At 65.9% G+C, this 24,002-nt stretch carries 23 protein-coding genes; 12 read left to right on the top strand and 11 right to left on the bottom strand.

The window, feature by feature from the left end; all coding sequences use genetic code 11:
• Positions 1 to 60 precede the first annotated feature (60 nt).
• Positions 61 to 483: a nucleoside-diphosphate kinase gene (ndk, locus tag E5162_RS05350; RefSeq protein WP_135943895.1), complete on the top strand. Its 423-nt coding sequence runs from the start codon at positions 61 to 63 to the stop codon at positions 481 to 483.
• 65 nt (positions 484 to 548) lie between these two features.
• On the opposite strand, the gene E5162_RS05345 is transcribed toward ndk, so the two are convergent.
• Positions 549 to 2,000, bottom strand: coding sequence for a S41 family peptidase (locus E5162_RS05345; protein ID WP_158291201.1), 1,452 nt, complete (start codon positions 1,998 to 2,000; stop codon positions 549 to 551).
• Positions 2,001 to 2,155: 155 nt separating this feature from the next.
• Between E5162_RS05345 and E5162_RS05340 the strand changes: the two genes are divergently transcribed.
• Complete coding sequence (locus E5162_RS05340) at positions 2,156 to 3,427, top strand: winged helix-turn-helix domain-containing protein (RefSeq protein ID WP_135943893.1); 1,272 nt, start codon at positions 2,156 to 2,158, stop codon at positions 3,425 to 3,427.
• 6 nt (positions 3,428 to 3,433) lie between these two features.
• Here the strand turns inward: E5162_RS05340 and E5162_RS05335 are convergent, their stop codons facing one another.
• The 5 genes from E5162_RS05335 to E5162_RS05315 form a co-directional block, all read right to left on the bottom strand.
• On the bottom strand, positions 3,434 to 4,477 hold the full coding sequence (locus E5162_RS05335; protein WP_135943892.1) for a sodium:calcium antiporter: 1,044 nt from the start codon (positions 4,475 to 4,477) through the stop codon (positions 3,434 to 3,436).
• Between the two features lie 38 nt (positions 4,478 to 4,515).
• Entirely contained in the window at positions 4,516 to 4,947 is a 432-nt protein-coding gene (locus E5162_RS05330) for an HIT family protein (protein WP_135943891.1), read from the bottom strand.
• Complete coding sequence (locus tag E5162_RS05325) at positions 4,944 to 5,504, bottom strand: hypothetical protein (RefSeq protein WP_135943890.1); 561 nt, start codon at positions 5,502 to 5,504, stop codon at positions 4,944 to 4,946. The genes E5162_RS05330 and E5162_RS05325 overlap by 4 nt, the downstream gene beginning before the upstream one ends.
• Positions 5,501 to 6,646, bottom strand: coding sequence for a GNAT family N-acetyltransferase (locus tag E5162_RS05320; protein WP_135943889.1), 1,146 nt, complete (start codon positions 6,644 to 6,646; stop codon positions 5,501 to 5,503). Before E5162_RS05320 ends, E5162_RS05325 begins: the two co-directional genes overlap by 4 nt.
• Before the next feature lie 154 nt (positions 6,647 to 6,800).
• Positions 6,801 to 7,748 (bottom strand): isopenicillin N synthase family dioxygenase, encoded by a 948-nt coding sequence (locus E5162_RS05315; protein WP_135943888.1) that lies wholly within the window; start codon positions 7,746 to 7,748, stop codon positions 6,801 to 6,803.
• A gap of 110 nt (positions 7,749 to 7,858) precedes the next feature.
• Between E5162_RS05315 and E5162_RS05310 the strand changes: the two genes are divergently transcribed.
• The 3 genes from E5162_RS05310 (at position 7,859) to E5162_RS05300 (ending at position 10,321) form a co-directional block, all read left to right on the top strand.
• Positions 7,859 to 8,581: a glutathione S-transferase family protein gene (locus E5162_RS05310; protein ID WP_135943887.1), complete on the top strand. Its 723-nt coding sequence runs from the start codon at positions 7,859 to 7,861 to the stop codon at positions 8,579 to 8,581.
• A gap of 81 nt (positions 8,582 to 8,662) precedes the next feature.
• A complete protein-coding gene (locus tag E5162_RS05305; RefSeq protein ID WP_135943886.1) occupies positions 8,663 to 9,835 on the top strand; it encodes a hypothetical protein in 1,173 nt (390 codons plus the stop codon).
• A 213-nt stretch (positions 9,836 to 10,048) separates the two neighbouring features.
• A complete protein-coding gene (locus tag E5162_RS05300; RefSeq protein ID WP_135943885.1) occupies positions 10,049 to 10,321 on the top strand; it encodes an SEL1-like repeat protein in 273 nt (90 codons plus the stop codon).
• Between the two features lie 34 nt (positions 10,322 to 10,355).
• On the opposite strand, the gene E5162_RS05295 is transcribed toward E5162_RS05300, so the two are convergent.
• Entirely contained in the window at positions 10,356 to 11,081 is a 726-nt protein-coding gene (locus tag E5162_RS05295; RefSeq protein ID WP_135943884.1) for a polysaccharide biosynthesis/export family protein, read from the bottom strand.
• A gap of 89 nt (positions 11,082 to 11,170) precedes the next feature.
• Between E5162_RS05295 and E5162_RS05290 the strand changes: the two genes are divergently transcribed.
• Genes E5162_RS05290 through E5162_RS05280 form a run of 3 tightly spaced genes read left to right on the top strand, consistent with a single transcriptional unit; the run spans position 11,171 to position 14,613 of the window.
• Positions 11,171 to 12,691, top strand: coding sequence for a GumC family protein (locus tag E5162_RS05290; RefSeq protein ID WP_135943883.1), 1,521 nt, complete (start codon positions 11,171 to 11,173; stop codon positions 12,689 to 12,691).
• A 45-nt stretch (positions 12,692 to 12,736) separates the two neighbouring features.
• Entirely contained in the window at positions 12,737 to 13,351 is a 615-nt protein-coding gene (locus E5162_RS05285) for a hypothetical protein (RefSeq protein ID WP_135943882.1), read from the top strand.
• Positions 13,348 to 14,613 carry an O-antigen ligase family protein gene (locus E5162_RS05280; protein ID WP_135943881.1) on the top strand — a complete coding sequence of 422 codons (1,266 nt, stop codon included), beginning with the start codon at positions 13,348 to 13,350 and terminating at the stop codon, positions 14,611 to 14,613. The genes E5162_RS05285 and E5162_RS05280 overlap by 4 nt, the downstream gene beginning before the upstream one ends.
• Here E5162_RS05280 and E5162_RS05275 read toward each other — a convergent pair.
• The 4 genes from E5162_RS05275 to E5162_RS05260 are packed head-to-tail and all read right to left on the bottom strand — an operon-like array spanning position 14,592 to position 18,668.
• Positions 14,592 to 15,515, bottom strand: coding sequence for a glycosyltransferase family 2 protein (locus E5162_RS05275; protein WP_135943880.1), 924 nt, complete (start codon positions 15,513 to 15,515; stop codon positions 14,592 to 14,594). The genes E5162_RS05280 and E5162_RS05275 overlap by 22 nt on opposite strands.
• The gene (locus tag E5162_RS05270) at positions 15,512 to 16,294 is read right to left on the bottom strand and encodes a polysaccharide deacetylase family protein (RefSeq protein WP_135943879.1); all 783 of its coding nucleotides are present in this window, start codon (positions 16,292 to 16,294) and stop codon (positions 15,512 to 15,514) included. Before E5162_RS05270 ends, E5162_RS05275 begins: the two co-directional genes overlap by 4 nt.
• Positions 16,291 to 17,220, bottom strand: coding sequence for a glycosyltransferase family 2 protein (locus E5162_RS05265; protein WP_135943878.1), 930 nt, complete (start codon positions 17,218 to 17,220; stop codon positions 16,291 to 16,293). Before E5162_RS05265 ends, E5162_RS05270 begins: the two co-directional genes overlap by 4 nt.
• On the bottom strand, positions 17,217 to 18,668 hold the full coding sequence (locus E5162_RS05260) for an oligosaccharide flippase family protein (protein ID WP_135943877.1): 1,452 nt from the start codon (positions 18,666 to 18,668) through the stop codon (positions 17,217 to 17,219). The genes E5162_RS05265 and E5162_RS05260 overlap by 4 nt, the downstream gene beginning before the upstream one ends.
• Before the next feature lie 198 nt (positions 18,669 to 18,866).
• Between E5162_RS05260 and E5162_RS05255 the strand changes: the two genes are divergently transcribed.
• The 4 genes from E5162_RS05255 to E5162_RS05240 all read left to right on the top strand — a co-directional run bounded on the left by E5162_RS05255 (position 18,867) and on the right by E5162_RS05240 (position 23,699).
• Entirely contained in the window at positions 18,867 to 19,949 is a 1,083-nt protein-coding gene (locus E5162_RS05255; protein WP_135943876.1) for a GNAT family N-acetyltransferase, read from the top strand.
• Positions 19,946 to 21,061 carry a glycoside hydrolase family 5 protein gene (locus E5162_RS05250; protein ID WP_135943875.1) on the top strand — a complete coding sequence of 372 codons (1,116 nt, stop codon included), beginning with the start codon at positions 19,946 to 19,948 and terminating at the stop codon, positions 21,059 to 21,061. Before E5162_RS05255 ends, E5162_RS05250 begins: the two co-directional genes overlap by 4 nt.
• A 110-nt stretch (positions 21,062 to 21,171) precedes the next feature.
• Positions 21,172 to 21,960, top strand: a complete 789-nt coding sequence (locus E5162_RS05245; protein ID WP_135943874.1) for a glycosyltransferase family 2 protein — start codon at positions 21,172 to 21,174, stop codon at positions 21,958 to 21,960.
• Positions 21,961 to 21,989: 29 nt separating this feature from the next.
• On the top strand, positions 21,990 to 23,699 hold the full coding sequence (locus tag E5162_RS05240; RefSeq protein WP_233342151.1) for an ArnT family glycosyltransferase: 1,710 nt from the start codon (positions 21,990 to 21,992) through the stop codon (positions 23,697 to 23,699).
• The last annotated feature ends 303 nt before the right edge of the window (positions 23,700 to 24,002 follow it).

The following is a 24,002-nucleotide window of genomic DNA, read 5'->3' as shown; positions in this document are numbered from 1 at the left end:
GAAAAGCGCCGCTATAAGCCGCCGCAACTTCCTCCCCATCCAGCCAGAAGGAATTTACCGATGGCCGTTCAACGCACTTTCTCGATCATCAAGCCGGATGCTACTGCGCGCAACATCACCGGCAAGGTCAATGCCAAGATCGAAGACGCCGGTCTGCGCATCATTGCCCAGAAGCGCATCAAGATGACGCGCGAGCAGGCCGAAGGCTTCTACGCCGTCCACAAGGAGCGCCCCTTCTTCAACGACCTGGTTTCCTTCATGATTTCCGGCCCGGTCGTGGTTCAGGTTCTCGAAGGCGAGAACGCGATCGCGAAATACCGTGACGTGATGGGCGCGACGAACCCGGAAGATGCCGCCGAGGGCACCATTCGGGCCAGCTTCGCCGAGTCCATCGAAGCCAACACCGTGCATGGCTCCGACGCGCCGGAAACCGCCGCGCAGGAAATTCCGTTCTTCTTCAAGGAAGACGAGATCGTCGGCTAAGCCAGGCCGCACCGGCCGCAAGGCAGAAAAAAGCCCCGGCGCTGCTTGCGCCGGGGCTTTTTTGTTCATTTGCGCTCCTGAATGTAGGCAATCGCGGCGTTCAGCATCACGTCCTGTTCGCTGCGGATCGCCGGGGCGGGCAGGAAGACATCGGGCGTGAGGGGATGGGTCTCGCGCTCCCCGTTCGGGCGGATGATGAGCGCCTTGGGATAGCCGACCAGAAATTCGGAATGGGGCAGGGTGAAGTGCTCCATGGCGCCATAGGTGGTCGCCATGTCAGTGGTCGGCTCCCCCATGATCGTGCCGAAGCCGTAATCCTGGATCAGGGCGCCGGTCGATACCGCATTCGAGAAGGAGAAGCGGTTGACCAGAACGTAGACCTCGCCATCGAAACGCTGGCCCTCGCGGGGTTGGGCATAGGGGATCTCGTACGAGACGGTTTCGCCGGGCTCGGCGGCCGCGTAGAGTTCGGCCAGGCGGGAGGAAGCGCTGGTCTCACCTTCGGTCAGGGCGTCGACGCGCGCCTGGTTGGAGGCGATCGTGGACTCGCTCACCTTGATCTGGAAGTCGGAGGCGAAGCGGAAAGGCTCGTCCGCGAACCAGGCGACAACCGGGTCTGAATAGGAATTATCCCCGCCCGGATTGTCCCTCAGGTCCAGGATCAAGGCCTCGGCGCCCGCTTCGATAAAGTCCCGATAGGCAGCATCGATATAGGCGATGAAGGCTCGCGTTGCCTCTGGATCATAGGCCTCTTCGGGCGTCGTGGCATCGACATTATAGAACGCACCGGGGCGAAGGTAGGCGATCGTTTGGTCCACCATTCGGGCTTCGCGCCCCGCTAAGGAGAAGGCATTCTCGATACCCACCGAGTTACGCAGCTCGTCCAGCGATGCGGCGGCGATCCGGGCCCGGGCCCGCTCGCCCTGGCGTTCATAGGCGATGTCGAACGAGTCCGGCTCGCCGTATTCGAGCCAGAAATAATAGAGTTCGGAGCCTTCAAGCTGGCTGTACGCCAGGGCGGGCGTGTCGGCGGCGATATTGCGCGTCAGCCGGGCCAGCCAGACCGGATTGACCTGGCCATCGATAGACAGGATGCGGTCGCCGGGTTGAACCGGGCTGTCGGCCGGGGCCTCGGTCACGATCACCTCGCCTTCATGCACGCGCAGGCTGAGAGGAAAGAATCGTCCGGTTTCCAGATGATCGTTCCAGTCAGGGTGAGGGCTCACGATCCTGGTGTGCGCGATGCGCGCCAGAGCGGCGAAGCGCTGGGCGATCTCGTGAAACTCACCCAGCTCCACCGGTCCGTCGATCTGGCGGATGAGTTCGTCATAGCGCTGATCGAAGGCCGAGCGGGGCGTGTGCACGAACAGATCGTTCTGTGCGGCCTCAAGCCCCTCATACAGGGCGACGAGGTCGGCCTCGGCCTCCTGCTCTGACACTGTCTGCGCGGTCGCGGAAGCGCAAGAGAGCGCAAGGGGAAGGATCGAGATCAAGGATATCAAGGTTACGGGTTTCAAGGCAGGCCTCTTTTTATCAGGCCGGGTTGTCCGACCGGGTGAGAACATGTCTTCCACCTCGCCACAAGCGCTTCTAACCTGCCATGACCGGGGCTTCCCGATCATCTGACCTTTTTCTCCCCCGGCCGGATTTTTAAAGAGCAAAGGGGTGTGCGATGGGCGAGGCTGCGCCCTTCCAGCTGCTTGAATGGCAGGTCGAGCCGGTCCGCAAACGCCTGATCGGGCCGGACGGGGAGCGCGAGGTCGAGCCGCGCGTGATGGATTTGCTCGTCCTGCTCGCGGCTCGCCCCGGCGAAGTGCTGTCGCGTACCGAGATTGGCGCCGCGGTCTGGGGCGGCGTTCACGTCAACGACGATGCGCTGGGCCGGACGGTGTGGAAGCTGCGCCAAGCCCTCGGCGACGACGCGCGAACACCGCGCTTTATCGAAACCGTGCCCAAGCGCGGCTACCGCCTGATTGCGACGCCCGAGGTCATGCCCGCGCAGGCGCCGGTCTTCGCCGCCCCGCCTCGGCAGCGCGGCCGCAGACGGCTTCTCGCCGGTGGCGCTGTGATCGGCCTTGCCCTGATCGCTGCGTCGATGTTCATGCTGCGTCCGGAGGTGGACGCCCCGGACGCCGACCCCGGCCCCGATCCGGAGGCAGAGAGCGCGCCTGAAAATCCGGATGCGGTCACCTTGCGCCGGGCCGATGCCTTCTATCACCAGTTTACCCGAACCGATAACGAAGCGGCGCTGCGTCTCTACGAAGCGGTGCTCGAAGGTGATCCGGATAATGGCGCCGCACTTGCCGGCCTGTCGAACGCGCTCACACAGCAGGTCATCCGCTGGCGCGGCGAAGCGGGTACCCCGATTGAGCGCACAAGCCTGGGTGAGGCATTGGCCTCCGGCTATCTCGACACCGAGGAGGCGCAGCGCGTTCTGACACGTGCGCGCAGGCTGGCCGAAGCGGCGATACGGGAAAATCCTGCGCATGCGCGCGCCTATCGGTCGCTCGGGCTGGTGCTGGCGGCACAAGGCGAATTTTCCGCCGCCGAAGACGCTTACGCGCGCGCCCTCGTGATCGATCCCGACGCCTGGGGGGCGCTCATCAATCTCTCAGAAATGGCCAGCTTCCGCGGTGATGAGGCCGCCGCGCTGTCCTATCTGGAACAGGCCTATGAGGTGATGGCGCGCACCTATGATGCGCGGCCGCTGGAAATCCGGCCCTGGCACAGTGAAGTCGGCCTGTCGGTTGCGGCCCGCCATGATGAGCGCGGATCGCTGGGCGAGGCCGAACTCTGGTATCGCCGTGTGCTGTCCTCCGATCCGCTCAACCAAGCGGCCGTTCGCGGGCTTGCGGGCGTCCTGTCACGCGCCGGAGATGCAGGTGCGGCGGATGCGTTGTGCGCCGACTTCGAGCGGCGCACGGGACAGGCGTGCGAGCCGTAGGGCGGCTCAGAAAAAGAGAACCCCGACGGTCACGGCATAGAAGGCGAGAATGAGGGCGCTTTCAAAGCCGATGCCGGCAAATCCCACGCGTTGCCGGCGCAGCAGCCCGAGCATGAGCACGGCGGTCATCAGGATCGACATCGAGATCGTGAAGACCGCACCCGTCGGCATCGCGTGGTAGAGCGATCCGCCCCGGTAGGCGATGTCGGAAAACGACAGGAAGAGCGTGTCGAAAGCGTTCCCGCCGAGTATTCCGCCGACTGCAAGCGTGAGCGCTCCACGCCGCACGGCCGCAATTGACGTTACCAGCTCGGGCAGGGAGGTCGCGATGGCAGTAAACAGCCCGCCGATTGCGACCTCGGACAGCGGCGTACGGTCCGCGAGCACGACGGCGAACTGGCTGATGCCGAAGCCGGCCAGTCCGGTGAGCAGAGCCAGAAGGGCGAAACTCGTCCACGGTGGCGCGCCCGGTGTCTCGCCGTTTTCCTCAGGCGCCCCCTCGGCTTCGTCTTCCTGCGTTTCGCGCGTCATTTCGGGCGTCCACATGGGCGCCGTACGCGCACGGCGCACCAGCTGCAGCCCGAACCCATAGGCGGCGAGCATGACGATTGTCGACGGGTGGATGCCGGCGATCGTGAAATCCGGTCCCGAATAGGTCACGAGCGGGATTGCCAGCATTGCCAGGAGCAGCGCCCCTTCGGTGATATTGGCCAGAGAGGCCGCTGCGTGTTCGAGATTGGCGCGGCGGTAGACCAGATCGGCGATGGCAAGAAAGGCGGTCTGGACGGCTATGCCGCCCACCGCGTTCGAGCTCGACAAGGCGGGAAAACCCTGTGCGGCGGTTGCGACCGACGTGATGATGCCGGGCAGGGACGTGGCCGCGCCCAGCAGCACCGCGCCGACCAGCGCTTCCCCCCAGCCGGTGCGGTCGGCAATCACGTCGCACCGCTCGGCGAGTTGCGCACCGGCCGACGCAATGATGAGCGTGCAGATCAGGAAGCCGGCAATGACGGCTGGAAGGGGCAGATTGGCAATGAGGCTGATTGTCATGGCGAGACCAACGGGTCATGCCGCGACGGGTTCCCCGGCTACAGCGCTGCCTTGATCTTTTCAGCCTGGGCCTTGAGCGTTTCGGTATTGGCCTGGCCGCTCTGGCCGTGTTCTCCGATGGCCTGGCCGGTATATCGCGGGATCACGTGGAAGTGAATGTGAAAGATCGACTGTCCGGCCGGCGCCCCGTTGAACTGGGTAACGGTCACGCCGTCAGGATCCAGTCCCCTGGCAACCGCCTTGGCGATGGCTTTGACCCGCGTGATCGCCGCCTGTGCGGCTTCGTCGGAGAGTTCCAGCAGGTTGCGCGCGCGTTCCTTGGGAATGACGAGCGTGTGGCCCGGACTCTGGGGAAAGATGTCCATGACGCAGAGAACATGCTCGTCTTCATGGACTGTGACCGCTGGAATCTGCCCGGAGATCATCTTGGCAAAGACATTCTCGTCGTCGTAATCGCCGTGAAGGCTCATTGAGGCGGCTCCCTGTCATCATCGCTGCGCGAACGGTCGTGATAACCGATAGAACGCGTCCACGCCAAAAAGGCTTTGAATTTTTTTGCCATCGCACGCCAGTCAACCAGCGGAGCGTCCGGATTGTAGCCGAGTTCCTGGCGGGTGAAGGGTTTGCGGCTACCCGGATACCAGCCATGCCAGCATTCCACGCATTCGCGGGCCGCCAGGGGGGCTGGCAGGCCTGCAAGTTGCCTGAGGCGCGTCTTCATCCGCATGGTGCGCCCGGCTACGCCGCGCGTGGAGCCGCCGCATCGAGGACACGCCAGGGCGTTCGCGTCCAGTTCGAGGCTGGCACCTAGGCGGCCGGGGCGACGCAGGAACGCCTCTGCATCCGTGCGCTGATCGGACCGGACATAGATGGGGAAGCCGTCTGATACCGACATTTGGCCCGACAGGACGCCAATGCGTTGTTCATTGTGCGCAAAAGCCTCGATGCCGGCACCCCTCAGGGCGGCCAGAACCGGTTGCGCCTGGCTGGCCTCCAGCGGTGTGGTGAGTTTCACGAAACCGGTCATAGATCCTGCTTGAAGGGCATTTCGGTTTCCAGGTCCTCGATCTCTTGAGCGATCGCGACGCGCTCGCGGCGCAGATAACGATCTACCGCATCTGCGAAACTCTCATCGGGCAGGTAGTGGGCCGAGTAGACAGCCTGGGGCCGGTATCCGCGCGGCATCTTGTGGGGCCCCTGGGCGCCGGCCTCGACCCGTTCGAGGCGGTGCTCGATCGCGAAATCGATTGCGCGATGATAGCAAAGTTCGAAGTGAAGATTGTCCCGGTGCTCCAGAATGCCCCAATACCGGCCGAAGAGGGCGTGCGAGCCGATGAAGTTCAGGGCCGCAGCGATATAACCCGCCTCGTTGCGCGCCATGACCAGCAACACGTCGTCAGCCATGCGTTCGTGGATGAGTGCGAAGAATTCACGATTGAGGTAGGGCGTGCCCCATTTGCGCGCGCCGGTCTCCTGGTAGCAGGCGAAGAAGACGTCCCAATGGTGTTCTGTCAGATCCGAACCGCGAAGCGCCTCAATGGTGAGACCCTCGCATGCGGCGACGCGCTCCTTGCGCAGCGCCTTACGCTTTCGTGAGGAGAGGTCGGCGAGGAAGTCGTCGTAACTGCCATAGCCGCGATTGGTCCAGATGAACTGGATATCGCAGCGTTTTAGCAGACCTGCCTCCCCGAGCGCCTGCCAGGCGTCTTCTTCAGGGAATAGCACGTGCCAGGACGACAGGCCCCATTCGCCCACGACATGGCGGGCAGCCTCCACGAGGGCGACCTGGACGTCCCGATGGCTGGCCAGCACGCGGCGTCCGGTGGCAGGCGTGAAGGGAATTGCGGTCAGGAGCTTGGGGTAATACTGCCCTCCGGCGGTTTCGAAGGCGTTGGCCCAGCCGTGATCGAACACGAATTCGCCGTAGGAATGGCCTTTCAGGTAAAGCGGCAAAGCTCCAACGAGCGCGCCGGTCGCCTCGTCCTCGGCCAGAAGGTGCTTGGGACCCCAGCCGGTGTCTTCCGCCGCGCACCCCGAACTCTCCAGAGCCTCCAGAAAATTCCAGGACAGAAAAGGGTCGTACGCGGCACCGGGCGGATTGGCGACGGCGTCCCAAGCCTCGCGCGAGATCTCCGAGAGGCGTTCGATCATGCGAATGCGAAGGGACATAAAAAATGGTTTCCGGCCGCCGGCGGTGACGGCCAACATATAGAGCGGTCCCCGCGTTCCGGGGAGGGTTCCCTGAATCCCGTGCTCCAGGGAACGCACCTCGTGGAAATTCCTGCCGCTCGCCGGGCGTTTTTCCGCACCCGCCGACCCGGCGCTACATCAGGCCGATCTCTCGCAGACGCTCGGTCAGATATGCGTCTGCGGTGATGGGCTGTTCATAGCGGTCAGGCCTCTCGGCCGAAACGCATCCGGGCAGTGTCTTGATTTCGAAGTCCGGATTGAAGTGCAGGAAGAAGGGCGTTGAATAGCGCGGATACTTCATCCGTTCTGCCGACGGGTTCACGACGCGGTGGGTGGTGGACGGCAGCACGTCATTGGTCAGGCGCTGCAGCATGTCGCCGATATTGACGACGAGAGCATCGCGCGGCGGTTGGATGGGAAGCCAGTCACCATTGCGGGTTTTGACCTGGAGCCCGGCTTCCTCGGCGCCCAGCAGCAAGGTGATGACGTTGATGTCTTCGTGGGCTCCCGCGCGCACGCCGCCCGGTTCTCCCTCGATCGGGGGATAGTGCAGCAGGCGCAGGACCGAGTTGCCTTCGTCGACCGTGGAGTCGAACCAGGTTTCCTCAAGCTCGAGATCGCGTGCGATGGCGCGCAGCAAGACGCGTCCCATGGTATCGAGCGCTTCGTAAAGCGCCTTGGTTGACGCATCGAAGCCGTCGACTTCCGCGACGCTGACATTGTCCGGCATGGAGCGCGCGTAGCGATGGCCGTCAGGAAGATCGCGTCCGCGATGCCAGAATTCCTTCAGGTCCCGTTCCTTTGCCCCCTTGGCGACTTCGATCCCGAACGGCGTGTAGCCGCGCGCACCGCCCTGACCCTCCTGGTGGTATTGCCGTTTGGTCTCTGGCGGCAGGGCGAAGAATGCCTTTGTGTCGGCCACGGCACGATCGATGATGGTCTGGTCCACGCCATGATCGCGGACGACGGCAAAGCCGTACTCGCGAAATGACCGGCCGAGCGCGGCGGCAAATCCGTCCGGATCGCTCGCCGACTGGGCGAAGGAGACCGGGGCGATGCTGTCTTGAGTCAATATTGTCATGATGGTCCGGGTTTAATCCTGAGCTCGCGCGCTCGTGAAGAAGGCCGGGTTGACCAAAACGCCGCAGAGCCCAATCTGCAAGCCGACACTGCAGAGCCTGGAGAGCCCTCATGACCGCGCCGATCGAACTGTATTACTGGCCGACCCCGAACGGGTGGAAGATTTCCATCGCACTCGAGGAGATGGAACTGCCCTATGCCGTGAAGCCGGTCAATATCGGTGCTGGCGAGCAGTTCAAGTCCGAATTTCTGGCCATCAGTCCCAATAACCGCATGCCGGCGATCGTTGATCCTGATGGGCCCGACGGCAAACCTATATCGGTCTTCGAAAGCGGAGCCATCCTGCAATACCTCGCGCGCAAGACAGGACGCTTCTACGGCGATACCGAGCGCGACCGGGTCCAGGTGGATGAGTGGCTGATGTGGCAAATGGCCGGGCTGGGCCCGATGGGCGGACAGGCTCATCACTTCCGCAGCTATGCCCCGCGGATCGAGCCGGACGCGTCCAAACTGGAATACGGCAAGACGCGCTATACCAACGAGGTAAACCGTCTCTACGGCGTACTCGACACCCAGTTGACCGGGCGGGACTTCGTGACCGGAACCTACTCCATCGCGGACATGGCCATCTGGCCCTGGATCCTGCCGGACGGGCAAGGCCAGGACCTGGGCGACTTTCCCGCCCTGAAGGCCTGGTATGAGCGTTTGAAAGAGCGTCCCGCCTTGCGGCGCGGACGCGATGTGGGCAAGGAATTCAGCCGCTCGCTGGCCGACGACAATGAGGACATGAAGAAGGCCCGCGATGTGCTTTTCGGGCAAAAGGCCCGCAAATAGCGAACCGGCCCGGACCGGTTTTGCTTCAAGCCTGCTCACCTGCGTGCTTTGTTGCCGCCGGGGCTTGAAGTGAGGGCTAAGGTGGAAGCAACCAATCAGGAAGACGGGTCCGTACGCAGGGTGTCCACCGCGACGCTGCGCGTTCTGCGCCCTCTCGCCTTTTTCTGCTTGCTCGTGTCTGCGGTGTTCTTGGCGTACCAGGCGGGCTCGATCCATTACCGTGAGACAGGCTGGTCGCCTGTGCTGCGAACGAGCGAGGCGCGCGTCCAGGCTCTCATCGAGGACCGGGTCAGGAATGTGGATGCCGCGCGCGCCTATTGGGACTCGGAGCTGGCCCGGCGGGTCGATCCGTCCCGCTCTCCGATTCCAGACCTCGACGGCGTGCGTTCGCTGGGCGGGGCGCTTGACCTCCTGTCCGAGCGAAAGGCGTTTGCGCTCTCGCTCCGCGACGGGGGGTCGCAAGGCGTGGCGAATGCCCGCTTGCGTGCCCGGCCGGTCTGGCAGCAAGAGCGCCTGATCGAGGCGGAGCTGACCGGTCTCGCGCGCACCGCCCGCGAAGCCGGCATCGCCCCTCCCGAGCTTGTCCTGGCCGACCCGGCGATTTTGCGCAGGGCCCGGCAGAGCGAGCGGCTCTATGGGCGCGCGATTTCAGAGTTCGACCGCTGGTTCGTCGATCCGGCCGGCCGAAGCCTGCGGCTGGCTGCGTTTCCCGGCTGGACGGGCCGCGTCGAGGACGCGGTGCTTCTGCACGCGAGTGTGAGCCCTGACACGCGCGACCCGGCTGAACGCCATCTGGCCGGCCTCCTGCGAGGCACCGGCGATCCGGGTGTTCGCGCCGGCGCCCGCATGCTGTACGCCGGGCACCAGGCCGGCCTGCTCACCGCCGGTCTCGTCGAAGGCGCCAGCGAGCGCGAGCTGATGGAGATGGCGCAGGGCGCGAACCGGTTGCGGTTGCGTCTCGGCGCGGGGCCGGCGCTGCGCGTCATGCCCGCAGTGCGCTCAGCTCAAGACGTCGAACATCTCGTGCGCCTCTCAAACCTGCTGGGTCCGGATACGCTGGCGGTGGTCGAGCTGTTCGGGGACGACGCGGCCTATCTGCTCGACGCGATGAGTATGCCGGCAGCGCCAGGCTGGTCGGTCAGAATGCGGCTCGCGCTCGCAGCTACATGCGGTCTTCTCGCATTGCTCCTGGTCGTCAGCGCGCCGCTCGGCGCGGCGCTCAGGCGCACGCACGGGTCAGGCGGGGCGGGCTAACGATTCAGGAATACGGTTTAATCGAAAGTAGGAAATCCTAACGAAAATAAACGGTTAAATTGTGTTATTCTTGATGCGCTTTAACCGTGTGGATACCAAAGGCCGACATTCTCCATCTCGTAGAAGGGGCTCGAAGAGGCCTTGAGTGGATGGCAAAGCCCGGTGACACCGTTGAGATGCGGGCACCCGGCGACAGAAAAGGGGAATGGCAGAATGGCCTTCACCGATGTTGAAACCGCGCAAGTGCATGAAGCGGTTACGGTCGAGCCGAAAGGCGATGACCTGTGCAAGTTGGGCCTGCTCTATTCGACGGGCCAGGGTGGTGTGATCGACTATGTCGAGGCCCACAAATGGTTCAACCTCGCAGCCCTGATGGGCTCCGAACCGGCCAAGCACTACCGCCGCGAAGTCTCCGAAGAAATGGACATGGACCAGATCGCGGCCGCTCAGCGCGCGGCGCGCGAATGGCTCTCCACGCGCCACTAGGCGTCATAGCCAAGTAGGTCGGCCTTCGCTTACGCTAGTTGTCGTTCAGGATCGAGTTCGCCAGGGCGTAGCCGAAGGCTTCGTTGAACGGCACGATGTTGGCGATGTACTGCTCGACGAACAGGTTGACCTCCGCAATGGTCGAGCGCGGCACGAAAACGATATCGTGCCGGCGTAGCGGAACCTGGTCGGCCGGCCGGCCGCTCAATGCATCGCGCAGGTCGACGGTGCGCATCATGGCCGATCCATCCGGAGCCCGGCGCAGCACCACGACTTCGCCTCGGCGGGCCGTATTCTGGAAGCCGCCGGCAAGCAGCACCGCCTCCAGCGTGCCTGTGCGCATGTCAGGCAGCGGATACAGACCCGGGGTCGCGACTTCGCCGCCCACGAAAATATTCTGGGAGGCCGCACCGGTGGCGCGAACCTCCACGATAGGATCGCGCAGGACGCTCGAATAGCGCTGGGCGATCAGGCGCGCGGCTTCAGGCTCTGTGAGGTCGGCGACCATCAGCGCGCCGAGCATGGGCAGGTTCGCGCGCCCGTCCGGACCGACTGTGACCGGGCCCGACAGCTCGTTCGCAGTGTATACCGTTACCGTAATCTCATCACCGGGATAGAGCCGGTAGGCTGGATCCTCCGAGCTCCACTCGGCGAAGCGTGCCGGATCGAACCCGGTCGAGGGCGCCGACTGCGGCGATCCCGCGCAAGCGGTCAACGCAAGCAGGGCGAGCGCGACCGGGCTTTGGCGAAAAATGACCATCGTGCACCCTCTTAAGAAGTCTGACTATTTTTGCACCGTGGCGCGGTACGGCTAAGGAAAAATTAAGCGCACGCGCGCGAGATGGGGGCATGAGCGATTACGAGCAATCCAGCACCGGCCGGGGGCCAGGCGCCAATTCGCCACGCCGCGAGATGGACCTGTTCGATATCGTTGCGCTGGCCTGGGCCGAAAAGATCCTCATTGTGCTGGTCTTCCTGGCACTCTTCATTCCGGCCGCCATTGCCGCCTACGTCCTGCTCCAGCCTACTTACGAGGCCCAGTCGCGGCTCCTGATTCTGCTCGACGAGGAAAACCCCACTCCGGCGGCAGCCGGTACGGGCGACGCCTTCGTGCTCGATCAGGTCATGCAGTCAGAGATCGAGATTCTGAATTCGGACGCGGTCCGCCGCTTTGCGCTGGAACGCAGCGGAGCGGAGGTGACGCCCACGGCGTTGCAGCGTCTTCGAGACGGGTTTTCCATCAACCGCCCGCCGTTTTCCAGCGTCCTGATCGCGCAGTTCGAATCTGCCGACCCGGAGCGGGCGGCCCGGACCTTGAATGCGATCGTCGATGCCTATCTGGCTTATCGCCAGGAAATTCTTCTCGAAGACGGGGCGGGCAGTCTGTCTGCACGGCTGGCGCGGGCCGAAATCGTGGCCGAGAGCGCGGCAGCCGATCTGCGCAACTTCCTGATCTCTCACGACATCGGTGATTTCGAAGCCGAGCGGGCCGCCCTTATTGCGCGTATCAGCGATCTTCAGACCCGGCTCCTTGCTGCTGAAGCCGAGGCCGATGCCGCCCAGGCTGGGGCTGCGGCGCTGCGCGAGCGTCTCGAAACCCTGCCTCAGACTATCGAACAATATGTCGAGAACGATGTGTCTGGTCAGCTGCTGACGCTTGAAGTGCGCAGGCGGGAGCTGCTGGCGCGTTATCTGCCGGAGGCACCGCCGGTCATCGCCGTGGAACGCGAGATCGAAGCGTTGCGCGACTTCATCCAGTCCGGCGGCGCGGAGGGTGCAGGCCAGCGCCGCACGGGCCCGAACCCGATTTACCAGGAACTCGATACCACAAGACTGCAGCAGGCGAATGCGGCAGTAACCCAGACGCGTCTGGCGCGCGCCCTGCGCGGTCAATTGGCGAATGCGCGCGAACAGTCGGCGCGCCTGCGCGCTCTGCGCCCCGCTTACGACCGCCTCAATCGCGAGGCCCAGGCTGCAACGCTCGCCGCCGAGCGTCTGGTTGGTCAGGTCGCCAATGCTGACGCTCAGGCTGCCGGTTCGCCCGAGGCGGCGGAGGCGGTGCGGATCGTCGAGCGCGCCTATCCGCCCGATCAGGCCAGTTCGCTGCGCAAGATCGGCGTGATCGGTGCCGGCGTGTTCGCCCTGGGGCTGGCCATGCTGACCGGTCTGCTGCGCGGATATCTGACCGGCTACCGCCCGCGATCTTCGCCTCCGCCGCGCGTGTCGCGCGACGCTCCGCCCCATGCCTACCGCGATGCGGCGTCTCAGGACATGCCGCCGCGGGCCCCGCATTCGACCCCTACGCGCAAGCGGCGATCGATGCCGGTACTGGCGCGCGTCGCAGAAGAGCCAGCGTCAGCGCCTCGTTAACTGTCACTGGGTAGGATGGCTTCGAATAAAGGAGCCTGGCTCAGCATGTCCGCCCGCGCGCAACTGGAAGATCTGTCGCGGCGCCTCACCACGCGTGAGGCGCGCGGGCGTGCCTATATGGTCGTTCCGATCACGCCGGGGGCGGGGGCGTCCTTCATCTGCGCCCGCCTGGCCGCGAACGCGGCCCGGGAATCGGCGCGGCCAGTTTGGCTTTTCGATCTCGATTTCGGCGCGAACCCCCAGTCCACACGCACGCGGATGAACGGGGCGGCCTATAGCGCGGACCTTGGTGCTGAACGCTTCTGGCGCTCCGAGCCGGAGGGCGCTGGACGCCTGGCGCTTCGCAAGGTCGATGCGGCGCCGGTCCTGATTTCGGTGTTTGAACGCGATCCCGGTGAGGTTCGCCGGGTGACGTTCGCGTCAGCTCCTGCCTATTGGGACCGTGTCCGTGACGCCTGCGGGCTGGCCCTCATCGACATTCCCTGCGACAGCCCGGCGGCCACAGCGCTTTGCGCGGATGTGGACGGGGTAATCCTCGTGGGCGATGCAAAGACGACCACGCGCGCGATGGCCGATTCGCTGGCTGACGAGATCGAGCACGCCGGCGGCGAGGTGCTCGGGGTGATCCTCAACCGCGCCCCGGAACAGGCCACCCGGTGAGCGCGGCCCGTCTGGCCGAGCGCTGGCGCAGCCAGACTCCTGTTCTGACCGGCTTGCCTGTGATCGAAGGCGCCGTTGCCGTCGTGCTGCTGTTCCTCTTCTCCCAGGCGCTTCTCGGTCCGCTTCTGGCCGACCCTGCCGATCCCGAGGGCGCCCCGATCCTCCGGCTCATCTGGCCGCCGGTCTACGCGCTGACCCTGGTCCTGATGCTGAGCCGGCCCGGCGCTTCATTGCGCTATCTTGCCTACGGATGGCCGGTACTGGCCCTGGCGGCGTTGACCGTGCTGTCCACGGCCTGGTCGCTCGATCCGGCGCTGACGCTCCGCCGCAGCTTTGCCATCTTCATGACCACGCTGTTCGGTATCTGGCTGGCCGCCGCCTTCTCATGGCGCGACCTGCTGCGTGTCCTCGGCGCGCTCTTTGCCCTGCTTGCCGTCATGAGCTTCGTCGCCGGGCTCGCGGTGCCGGGGTTTGGCATCATGCAGGAAATCCATCCCGGCGCCTGGAAAGGGCTGTGGTGGGAGAAGAACACGCTGGGCGCCCTGATGGCCTGGGCGCTGCTTGTTTTTGTCTCCGCCGGAGCGATCGACCCGCGCTACGCATGGGTCTGGCGCGCTCTGGCGCCGCTCGCGCTGCTTCTGGTCCTGCTCTCCACCTCGAAGACGGCGTTGCTGGCGAGCCTCGTGGCGTTGGGCGGTCCGCTCGCCATCGCCCTGGTGCGACGCGATTTCACCTTTGCCGCCGTGACTCTGGTGACTGCAGCACTGGGTCTGGCGGCGGGTGTGATCGCGCTGATTATCGGTCCCGCAGCCATCCTCGAAGCGCTGGGCCGCGATCCGTCCCTGACGGGGCGGATTCCCATCTGGGCAGGACTGATCGATGTGATCGGGCAGGCGCCCTGGACCGGCTTTGGATATGGCGCGTTCTGGGCGGCCGAAGACGGGCCGGTGCACTGGCTGCGCAAGGCAACGGAGTGGGATGTGCCGACCGCTCACAATGCCTGGATCGAAACCGCGCTGGCGCTCGGCTTGCCCGGCCTCGTACTGGGTGCCTTCGTTTTCCTGCGCGCCCTCGGGCAGGGCGTGCTGCGCCTGCTTTCCGGCAACGAAACCTATTTCGCGCTGACCTTCATGGTGACCTGGGGTCTGATCAGCGTCAGTGAAAGCAACATGCTCCAGCAAAACAGCCTGGTCTGGGTGCTGCTGGTAACGGTTACGACCAAGCTGGCCGCGCCGCGCGATCAGGCGTGCGAGGCGCCGTAGAAGCGCGGCTCGAAACGCTCCATCCAGACTAGCTTGCCGGCGCCTTTGGCGGTCCGGTCCAGACACGCGGCGCACGCGCGCGCGCTGATCAGCCGGGCGGGGAGGGCACACAGGCCGTAGACCAGCAGCTGAGCCGCTCCGATCGCCATCCAGGCCGCCAGCCCGGGCCAGTCCGGCTGCGCGCGTCTGAAGCAATTCTGGCTCGGCCCCTGCCCGTAGGCGAAGCTGCGCAAGAGCAGGTGACGCCAGTTCGCACGTCGCGGCTCCACATGTTCGATGACTTCGGCCCCGGCCGCCCACCCGAAGCGCGCGCCGTCCCGGGACAAGGCGGCAAACAGAATATCGTCTTCGCCTCCGGTCTCGTTCGCGACCGGATCGAAAGGCGGCTCGGGCAGAGAGACCTCGCGCCGGTCGATGAGCGAGTTGCCGCATCCGCGAGGCCGGGTCAGAACCTGGTCGACGTCCGGACCCGTGCGCGAATAGAGGCGCGAAATGTACGCGTTACGGACTCTCGCGCGGCTGCCGGTCGATGCCGGCGCCTGGGCACGCACCGGGCCAAACACGACGGCCGCATTCAGCCTGTCACGGGCGATCAGCAGGCTTTCCAGCCAGTGCGGCGCGGCGCTTTCATCATCGTCGAGCTGGACTAGGAAGCGGCCACGTGCAGCCTCAAATCCGGCATTGCGCGCATTGGCGACTCCGGCCCGGGGCTCGTGGACATAGTCGATCACGACCGGGCTCGCCGAGGCCAGGGCCTCGGTGACCGAACGGGCGCCGCCTTCGGGCGCGTTGTCTACGACAACGATCTGGTCTGGACGTACGGTCTGGGTGAACAGGCTGCGCAGCGCGCGGGCCAGCCCGTCCGGCCGGCGGAAGGTCGGAACCAGGACCGTGACGCTCACGAGACGCGCTCGGCCTGCGGAGTTTCGATCCGGGTCAGCGCGTCTCCCATCGTCATCACGCGGCAGGACAGGTCTGCGGCGAGCTGGCAGACCTCGTCCAGGAAATCCGGTGTGCATCCCCACTGGCTGGGCCGCTCGCTGACATCGTGACCGTAGAAGATGAGCCAGCCAGGGTTGGCGGCCGCGTCACGGACCGCGTCGAGGGCGCGTGCCAGACCGGCTTTGCCGCCGTCGAGCGGCACGGCCTTCAGCAGTGCGCGGTCCGCATGTCCCCTATTGATGCCGGGTTGCACGCCGCGCAAGGCGCGATAGCGCTGCGACAGGGCTTTCTTTGTGGCCGGGCTCGCCTCGCCATAGGGAAAGGCAAAGACGCCGAGTTCGCTCTCATGGCCCATGGCAGCGAGGGCGCGCCGGTTCCGGGCGCAATCGGCCATCACAGCCTCGACCGGCGCGCAGCCGGAATCCAGATGGCCGTAGGTGTGGCAACCGATCTCGTGCCCGGCTGTGCGAAGGCGCAGAAGATCGCCCGGCTTGAACAGCGCGCCGAGATGGTTTTGCGAGCCGGCATATCCGGCTGCCGCGAAATAGGTGGCCCGCCAGCCGAAGCGTTCCAGGATGTCGGCGCCCGTCCAGGCGGCCGAACGCGGGAAGTCGTCGAATGTGAAGGAGATGAGCGCGCGGTTCAGCACGATCTGCAAGGGCTGGCGGGCCAGCTGACGGGCTGCGAGCCTGCGTAGCTTGCCTGCCGGGCCGCCGGACGGGATGTAGGTGTCGTTCATTGCATGGCCTCCGCTGCGCGTGCCGCGCGGTAGAATTTGATTGCCAGGACACGCAGGCGCACCGGCAACGCCTCCGTGAGTGCTGCCCGGCGCATGACTGTCCTCATCGGGCGGGCGAGGCGCAGCCGGCGTACGAGACGCGCCCAGCGCGCGCCCGGCAGACGGGTCATTTCGCGATTGCGTTCCAGGAAGCGCGCGAAATTCGCGCCGCCATCGTCATACTTGGCGAGGAGTTCGCCGACGGTGTGCAAGCCGACATGGCTGGCCGGAATGTCGAGATGGACCAGCCGGGCCTTCTTCGCCGCGCGGGCGGCCCAGTCCACATCTTCCCAGCCCCAGCCGGAAAACCCTGTGTCGAAGGCCACTTCGCCCATGAGCGAGCGGCGCACGAGCAGGTTGGAGCTGCAGAAGGCCGAGGTGCCGATCCGGCTGCGCTGTGCGGCCGAGGCCACGTCCCCGGCGCTTGCCAGTGCCGCGTGGACGCGGTGTTCGCGGGCGATCTGGTCCGGCAGCTCAAAGCCGCCGAACGCGGCGTCGAAGTCTTGCCGGTTCGAGATGGCGCCGAGCCAGTCGCGGATGAAGCCGGTCGGTATCGACATGTCAGCATCCAGGAAAAGCAGCCAGTCTGCGCGAGCCCGGCCTGCCAGCGTGTTGCGCCCGGAGGCGCGGCCGAGATTGGTGCGCGCGCTGACGAGGCGGGCCGGGGCGCGGCTGGCCAGTACCGCAGCCGTTACGGCGGCGTTGAGCGCGGGGTCCGGTTGCCCATCGTCGAAAAGGACGATCTCGATATCGGCGTCTTCGCGCGCCAGTGCGTCTATCAGCGTACGCGGATCGTCCTTGTAGAACGGTATCAGCACTGACAGGGCAGGCGTCCCCTGCCGGGCTGACCGGGCGTTGCGCACTTCGTGAAAGAGGGGCGGACTCATGAGATGGCCTCCCGGAGCGGACGGCCGATGCCGGGAAGGAAATTCCGGCAGCCGGCAATATTGAAGACGAGGGCGAGCGGCACGAACACGCCGACGCCGACTGCGACGCGCGACACCAGGTCGACCAGGGCCGGGCCGAACTCCGGCAGCGCGAGAATTGCCGCGCCCATGATGACCGCGGCTGCGCCCGCCTTGATCCAGTCGGCAACCGGCAGGGGCAGGGCGAAGGTGCGCTGCCCGAGCAGCGCGCAGGCCAGAAGCGAGACGGCATAGGCGATGACGGTCGCGATCGCGGCGCCGGCGATGCCGAAGGCCGGCACCAGAAAGAGGTTCAAAATCAAGTTGAAAGCCGCGCCCGCCATCATGGTGAGCGCCATCGCGCGCGGCTGACGCCCCAGGATGAAGGCCTCGTGGAAGTAGTAGGTCATGAGCCCGTTCAGGAGCCCGGCGAGCGCGATCCAGGGCATGATGGCCGCGGCCTGGGCGGCGATCTCCGGCGCGATCATCAGGCGGGCCAGAGGCTCGGCGACGAGCGCGAGGCCGAGCGCAGCCGGAAAGCCGATGAGGCCCATCAGCGCGCCGGCCTGCTTCATCACGCGCCGGGCTGCGGCGGGGCCCTCGGTTTCCAGAGCGGTGATCGCCAGCGGGCCGGCGGCGGCGCCGAGCCAGATGAAGACGATGTCGAGCGAGCGGTCCGCAATGCCGTAGCCCGCGGCGTAGGCGCCGGTCGCGGCATTGCCGAGAAAGCCTGCAATAACAAAGCGGTCTCCGGTAGACAGCAGATATTCGAACATCAGGGAGAAGGCGACGGGAGCGCCATAGGCCAGGAAGGTCATGGCCCGCACGCCGCTGGCCCGGTCGGGCTTCGCGCCGCTGAGCAGCACGGGCAGGTCGATCAGGCACGCGATGAGGGCGGCGAGGGCCATGCCGGCGAACGGCCCGGCCGGACCCAGCCCGCCGGCCAGGGTGAAGACGATGCCCAGCGCGAATCCGCCAACCAGTGTAAGGCTTTGCAGGATGGAATAGCGCACCGCTTCGCCTGCCGCGCGCCGTGTGACCAGCGACAGGGAGAGGGCAGAGCGGATAACCAGATGACCGACCGCAAAGCCTGATGCGCTTTTCATGGCGGGGCTGAGCGGGCTGAACGCGATGGCGAGGCCCAGCAGCGCGGCAGTGGCCACGCCGAGGAACAGGTAAACCCTTATGGCGGTTGCGAAATGAGGCTTGAAGCGGCCCCGCGCCGCGGCGCGGGCGTGGAAGCGTGCGACCGCCGCGTCGAGCCAGCTGAACAGCGCCGTCCCGATCAGCGAGGCCGCCACCAGAATGAGGGAGTACTGGCCGTATTCGTCCGGCGTCAGGATGCGCGTGAAGACCACCACGCCGCCGAACCCGACAATCGCCTGGGCCAGGTATACCGGCAAATATGCGATCAGATGGCGGTTCAACATGAGGCGGCGGTGTCCCGATTTCGCGACGTGGATAGAGTTGCCGGCGAAGATGCAAACTCCGGGCCGGGGCGAGGGCGCTGACCAGCCGGTCAATTCGGTACGAAGTATGCAGGAAGAGGGCTGAAGACTGCCTTAACCGGCGGGGATGTATCAGTTTGGCTCGAGACAAAAGAGCCGCTAAAGCAGGACGTTGGACCGATGCTCCAGGTGGAGAACAAGAAGGTTCAAGAGCTTGGACCTGAAGACCGGGCCGCGTGGCGCCGCTTGCGCGCGGCCGATCCGGGCCTTGCCAGTCCGTACTTCTCGCTCGGATTTGTTCAGGCGGTAAGCCGTGTACGGAATGATGTCCGAGTTCTGGTCGCGCGTGAAAACAATGAAATCATTGCCTTCCTGCCGTTGCAGGTCGGAATTCTGGGTCACGCAAGGCCGGTCGGCGGGCCGTTTGGCGACCATCACGGGCTGATCGCGGCGCCGGGACAGGCCATCGACCTGAAGGCCCTTTTGAGTGCGGGGGGGATATCGGTTTTCGATTTCTTCGGGGTGCCGGGCCATCAGCGCGCCTTCCGGGCCGGCGCGCGCGGCGAGGACGGCTCCTGGGTGATCGATCTATCCGACGGATACGACGCGTTCGTGGAGACGCGCAGCGCCATCGAGCCGAAAGCGTTCCGCAATCTGCGCTCGCGCCAGAAGAAGCTGGAAAAGGCCGATGGGGGCTATGTTTTCCGGCCCGACGACCGGCGCGAGGAGGTCTTCGAGACCGCGCTCGCCTGGAAGTCGGCGCAATATGTGCGAACCGGACATTTCGACGCGTTTTCAGTGGACTGGACGCGAAACCTCCTCAAAACGCTTGTCCACGACGAGGGGGAGGATTGCCACGGACTTGTCTCCAGCCTCGAGATCGGCGGCAGGCTGGCGGCCATCCATGTGGGAATGCGCTCCAGCTCGGTCCTGCACTACTGGTTTCCCGTGTATGACCCGGAGTTTTCCAGCTTCGGTCCGGGTCTCGCGCTGCTGATGAAGATTTGCGAGCACGTCAGCCAGGACGGCATCGCGCAAGTCCATCTCGGGCCGGGCGAGTATGCGTTCAAGTCGGACCTGGCGTCATGGCAGATTCCGCTACTGTCCGGCTATGTCGCCACTACCTCCCTGCTCGGTGCAGCTAGAACGCTGGCAAACGGCATTGACGCTTCGGCGCGCGCCCTGCCGCTGGGTCCGGTCTCGACTCTGCCCGGCCGGGCAATGCGTAGGCTCGACCGGATGACCTCCTTCCGGCCGGCATGACCGGCCGCCGCGAGCTGCTCGCCGGGCTGGCCGCGGGGGGGATAAGTGCGCTGCTGGGGGCGGGGATAAGTCCCGCTTTGGCGCGCCCCGACGGATTGAGGCTGGGGTCGTCCGAAGAGCCAGCCTCAAGACGCGCGCTCTGGTCGGTGGCCGGTGGTCCTTTGCTTCGGGGCGCGGTCTTCGCCCAGCGCCGGGTCTATCCCGATCTCGACGGACGCGATTTCCTGGGCTCCGGCCCGGTCGGCGCTCCGATCACGGACGAGGCCCTGTCCGGGCTGCGCGAGGCCGGTGCCAATCTGGCCGTCTGGTCGGGGCCCGGCCCGTTCAGCGAAGCGGCTCCGTTCGCGCCCGACCCGGCCATCGTCGCCGAGATCGAGACGTGGCTGGCGCGCTGCGAGCGCCAAGGCCTCTACACCGTGCTCGGCTTTCGAACCGGTCCGGGCCGCAGCGCCTTCGCCTTTCATCCCGAAGAGGTCTGGTATCCGCGCCAGCTCTATGACGACAGCGTGTGGCGCGAGGCCCGCAAACAGGCCGCCTGGGTCGAGATGGTGGACTGGGCGGCGGAGCGCTTCGGCGATGCCCCGGCGCTCGCCGGGATTCTCGCCATGGTCGAACCCAATGATGACTGGCTGGGCCTGCCCGGACGCTGGGACGCGATGGCCGAACGCCTGGCCGAAGGCTGGCGCCATCCCGGCGTGCCGCTCCTGCTGAGCCCCGGCGGCTGGGCGGACATGGCGGGCGCCGACGCGCTGCGCCGGCGCGTGGGGCCGGACCCGGTGATCGTGGTTCACAGCTACACGCCGCGCGACTATACCCATCAAGGTCAGGGCGATGACGTGCGGTGGGACGGGGCGGAGCTGGACTTGCCCCGGGCCGCCGGAGACTGGGCCTGTCTCGAATTTGGCGCCGTCAATGCGGCGCCCGGACAGGACGATTATCTGGCGAGCCGAATCGCGCAGTTCGAAACGGCGGGCGCCAGCTGGGCGGCGTTCGCGTGGGGCAATGGCTGGCCGGCCTACGAGGCGCGCGAGAACGCGATGGCGCTGCGCTTAAGCCCGCCTGCCCGCACGGTGCTGGGAGAGGCCTTTGGCGCAAACCGGGTCCGGCCTTGAAAAACTCTGTCCCAAGACGTGGCATCCGGTCAGGCTTCGCGGTAGAACGCGGGCTGATCTGAACGCGGTCGGCCCGGGCCGCGCCGCCCCGTCACGAAGAGCGTTATCCGATGACCGCGCCCCAGCTTTCGATCGTCATCCCTGCCTTCAACGAAGCTGAAACGATCGAGACCGTGGTGCGCGAGGCGCTCGACGTGGTTGGGGAGCGTCTTGCGACGTTCGAGATCATCGTGGTCGACGATGGCAGCGCGGACGATACCGCCGGAGCCCTTGGCGCGCTCGCCGCCGCCGACAGCCGCGTGCGCGTCGTCCGGCATCCCAACAGGTCGGGCAAGAGCGCGGCGCTGCGCACCGGCATGTTGTGTGCGCGCGCGATGTGGTGCGCGACGATGGACGGGGACGGCCAGGACGATCCGCGCTCCATGCTCGACATGATCGACACCATCGACCTGACGGCGATCGGCACGGTCGGCGTCGTGGCGGCGAACCGGAAGAACCGGACCGATGGCGGCAGCCGCAAGACGGCCTCGCGCATCGCCAACGGCCTGCGCCGGTCTCTTCTGAATGACGATTGCCCGGACACGGCCTGCGGGCTGAAGCTCATCCCGCGCGATCTCTTCCTAGTGCTGCCCTTCTTCGATGCGCTGCACCGCTATCTGCCGGCGCTGAGCGGTCATCTGGGCTATGAGACGGTGAATGTGCCGGTTCGCAACAGGCCGCGTGCGGCGGGACAATCGAAATATACCAATTTCGGACGCGCCGTGGCCGGATTCTTCGATCTGATGGGCGTCATCTGGATCATGCGGCGCACCCATGTGCCCGCACCCGATTTCGTGCTGGGGGCCGGGACATCCCCGCCGCCGGGCACGCAGCGCGACGGACAGGGCGCGGCCTCCTGAGAGGCGCGCCCAGGGGAGGGAGAGGCGGCGTGAACGCTCCACTGGAAGATCCGGCATCGACCGGACACGATTCGACACTGTCACCGCGCGCCTGGCTCATCCTGATGCTGCTGGCGCTGGCCGCCTTCGTGCCGGGGCTGTTTTCCATCCCGGCCATGGACCGGGACGAGTCCCGCTATGCCCAGGCCAGCGTGCAGATGATGGAGACGGGCGACTTCATCGATATCCGCTTCCAGACCGAGCCGCGCTACAAGCAGCCGGTCGGCACGTACTGGCTGCAATCGATCGCCGCCGCGCCGTTCGGCGGCGAGGACGCGCCCATCGGCGCCCATCGCCTGCCCGGACTGGCCTTCTCCCTGCTGGCGGTGGCCCTGACGGCCTGGCTGGGCGCCCGGCTTTTCTCACCCACGATAGGCTTCAGTGCCGGACTGGTGCTGGCGATCAGCCTGATGCTGGCGCTGGAGGCGCGCACCGCGAAGACAGACGCCATCCTTCTGGGGCTGGGCATGGTCGCGCAGGTGGCGCTGGCCATGATCGTCCTGCGTGAGGAGTCCGCACGGCCGAAGTTTCTGGGCTGGCCCGCTTTGCTGTGGGCGGCCATCGGGGCGAGCCTGCTGGTCAAGGGACCGATCTTCTTCATGGTCACGGCGCTGACGCTGGGCGGCTATGCGCTCTGGAAACGCGATGCGTCGATCCTGCTGAAGGTCCGGCCGCTGCCGGGTATCGCGCTGGCGCTGGCGATCTTCCTGCCCTGGTTCCTGGCGATCAATTTGATGACCGACTGGGCGTTCGCGGCCAAGGCCGTCGGCTGGTCGCTGCTAGGCAAGGTGACCGAGGCGCACGAGGCCCATGGCGGGCCGCTGGGCTATCACCTGATGTTGTCCCCGGTCACGCTGTGGCCAGGCTCGGTCCTGCTCGTTCTCGGTGTGCTGGCGGCCTGGCGCTATCGCAGCGACGACCGGGTCAAGTTCCTGATCGCCTGGGCCTTGCCGACCTATATCGTCTTCGAACTGGTCGCGACCAAGCTGCCCCATTACACGCTGCCGGCCTTTCCCGCGATTGCGTTGCTGATCGCGATCGGGATGGAGCGCCGCGACGTGCTGCTGTCGCGGCGTGCCGCATCCATCGCGTTCTGGATCTTTGCCGGGCTGGCGATTGCCGCCGGCCTGGTGGTGGCCGCCGTGCCGCTGGCCGGACGGATTTTCTTCGAGATGCCGGTGGGCGTGATCGCGCCGGTCACGCTGGCTCTGGGCGTGGTGGCCGCGGTGGCGGTGTTTGCGCTGGCGCGACGGCCGAGCGTCAATCGCCTGGTGGCGACCGGGGTGGCGGCTGCCGCGACCTATACCGCCGCCTTCGCCTTTGCCATTCCCGGCGTGACGCCGCTGTGGACCTCACGCGACATGGGCGTGCTGGCCCGCTCCATCGAAGCAGAGGGCTGCGAGTTCGTAGAGATCACGGTGGCCGGTTATCGCGAGCCGTCGCTCGCCTTCAATCTGGGGACCGGCACGCTGCTGGCCAATGACGGCGAGCAGGCGGCGGACTTCCTGCTGGTCCACCGCGAATGCGGGCTGGCCATCGTGGATGCGGCCGAAGCGCCGGTGTTCAACTCTGCGATCAACGCGGCGAACGGTACGCTGGTCGAGCTCGGCCGGCTGGAGGGCTATAATTACGTGAAGGGCGATCCGCTCTCGCTGACCTTCTACACGCTGGAAGGGTCCAATCTGAGCCGGCCGGACTGACCTGAAACCCCGGCCAAGCCGCAGGCGCCGAGCCGGGGCCTCGCGGCCACGTGATCAGTCAGGTCCCGGGTCCGCTGCGCGGCCCGGGATTTCAAGGGTGGGAGGAGACGGGAGAGGATCGGCCCCGCCCGGCAGCGCGAAGGGCGCCGCGCTATCCTAAGCCACCCCGCCTTCGTCATTCCCGGTTTGACCTGGGATCTGAGAGACGGCGAAACGCTCGCTTTCTTACCTGAAACCCCGGCCAAGCCGCAGGCGCCGAGCCGGGGCCTCGGGGCCACGTGATCAGTCAGGTCCCGGGTCCGC

Origin of the sequence: Marinicauda pacifica (assembly GCF_004793635.1) — a bacterium.
Taxonomy (GTDB): domain Bacteria; phylum Pseudomonadota; class Alphaproteobacteria; order Caulobacterales; family Maricaulaceae; genus Marinicauda; species Marinicauda pacifica.
Note: the sequence above shows the minus strand (reverse complement) of the source record. Positions and strands in the feature narration are given on the sequence as shown.

Excerpts from the sequence above, each read along its gene's own strand:
- ndk (WP_135943895.1), top strand. The coding sequence starts at position 61 with ATGGCCGTTCAACGCACTTTCTCGATCATCAAGCCGGATGCTACTGCG.
- E5162_RS05340 (WP_135943893.1), top strand. The coding sequence starts at position 2,156 with ATGGGCGAGGCTGCGCCCTTCCAGCTGCTTGAATGGCAGGTCGAGCCG.
- E5162_RS05335 (WP_135943892.1), bottom strand. The coding sequence starts at position 4,477 with ATGACAATCAGCCTCATTGCCAATCTGCCCCTTCCAGCCGTCATTGCC.
- E5162_RS05330 (WP_135943891.1), bottom strand. The coding sequence starts at position 4,947 with ATGAGCCTTCACGGCGATTACGACGACGAGAATGTCTTTGCCAAGATG.
- E5162_RS05325 (WP_135943890.1), bottom strand. The coding sequence starts at position 5,504 with ATGACCGGTTTCGTGAAACTCACCACACCGCTGGAGGCCAGCCAGGCG.
- E5162_RS05320 (WP_135943889.1), bottom strand. The coding sequence starts at position 6,646 with ATGTCCCTTCGCATTCGCATGATCGAACGCCTCTCGGAGATCTCGCGC.
- E5162_RS05315 (WP_135943888.1), bottom strand. The coding sequence starts at position 7,748 with ATGACAATATTGACTCAAGACAGCATCGCCCCGGTCTCCTTCGCCCAG.
- E5162_RS05310 (WP_135943887.1), top strand. The coding sequence starts at position 7,859 with ATGACCGCGCCGATCGAACTGTATTACTGGCCGACCCCGAACGGGTGG.
- E5162_RS05300 (WP_135943885.1), top strand. The coding sequence starts at position 10,049 with ATGGCCTTCACCGATGTTGAAACCGCGCAAGTGCATGAAGCGGTTACG.
- E5162_RS05295 (WP_135943884.1), bottom strand. The coding sequence starts at position 11,081 with ATGGTCATTTTTCGCCAAAGCCCGGTCGCGCTCGCCCTGCTTGCGTTG.
- E5162_RS05290 (WP_135943883.1), top strand. The coding sequence starts at position 11,171 with ATGAGCGATTACGAGCAATCCAGCACCGGCCGGGGGCCAGGCGCCAAT.
- E5162_RS05285 (WP_135943882.1), top strand. The coding sequence starts at position 12,737 with ATGTCCGCCCGCGCGCAACTGGAAGATCTGTCGCGGCGCCTCACCACG.
- E5162_RS05270 (WP_135943879.1), bottom strand. The coding sequence starts at position 16,294 with ATGAACGACACCTACATCCCGTCCGGCGGCCCGGCAGGCAAGCTACGC.
- E5162_RS05265 (WP_135943878.1), bottom strand. The coding sequence starts at position 17,220 with ATGAGTCCGCCCCTCTTTCACGAAGTGCGCAACGCCCGGTCAGCCCGG.
- E5162_RS05260 (WP_135943877.1), bottom strand. The coding sequence starts at position 18,668 with ATGTTGAACCGCCATCTGATCGCATATTTGCCGGTATACCTGGCCCAG.
- E5162_RS05255 (WP_135943876.1), top strand. The coding sequence starts at position 18,867 with ATGCTCCAGGTGGAGAACAAGAAGGTTCAAGAGCTTGGACCTGAAGAC.
- E5162_RS05250 (WP_135943875.1), top strand. The coding sequence starts at position 19,946 with ATGACCGGCCGCCGCGAGCTGCTCGCCGGGCTGGCCGCGGGGGGGATA.
- E5162_RS05245 (WP_135943874.1), top strand. The coding sequence starts at position 21,172 with ATGACCGCGCCCCAGCTTTCGATCGTCATCCCTGCCTTCAACGAAGCT.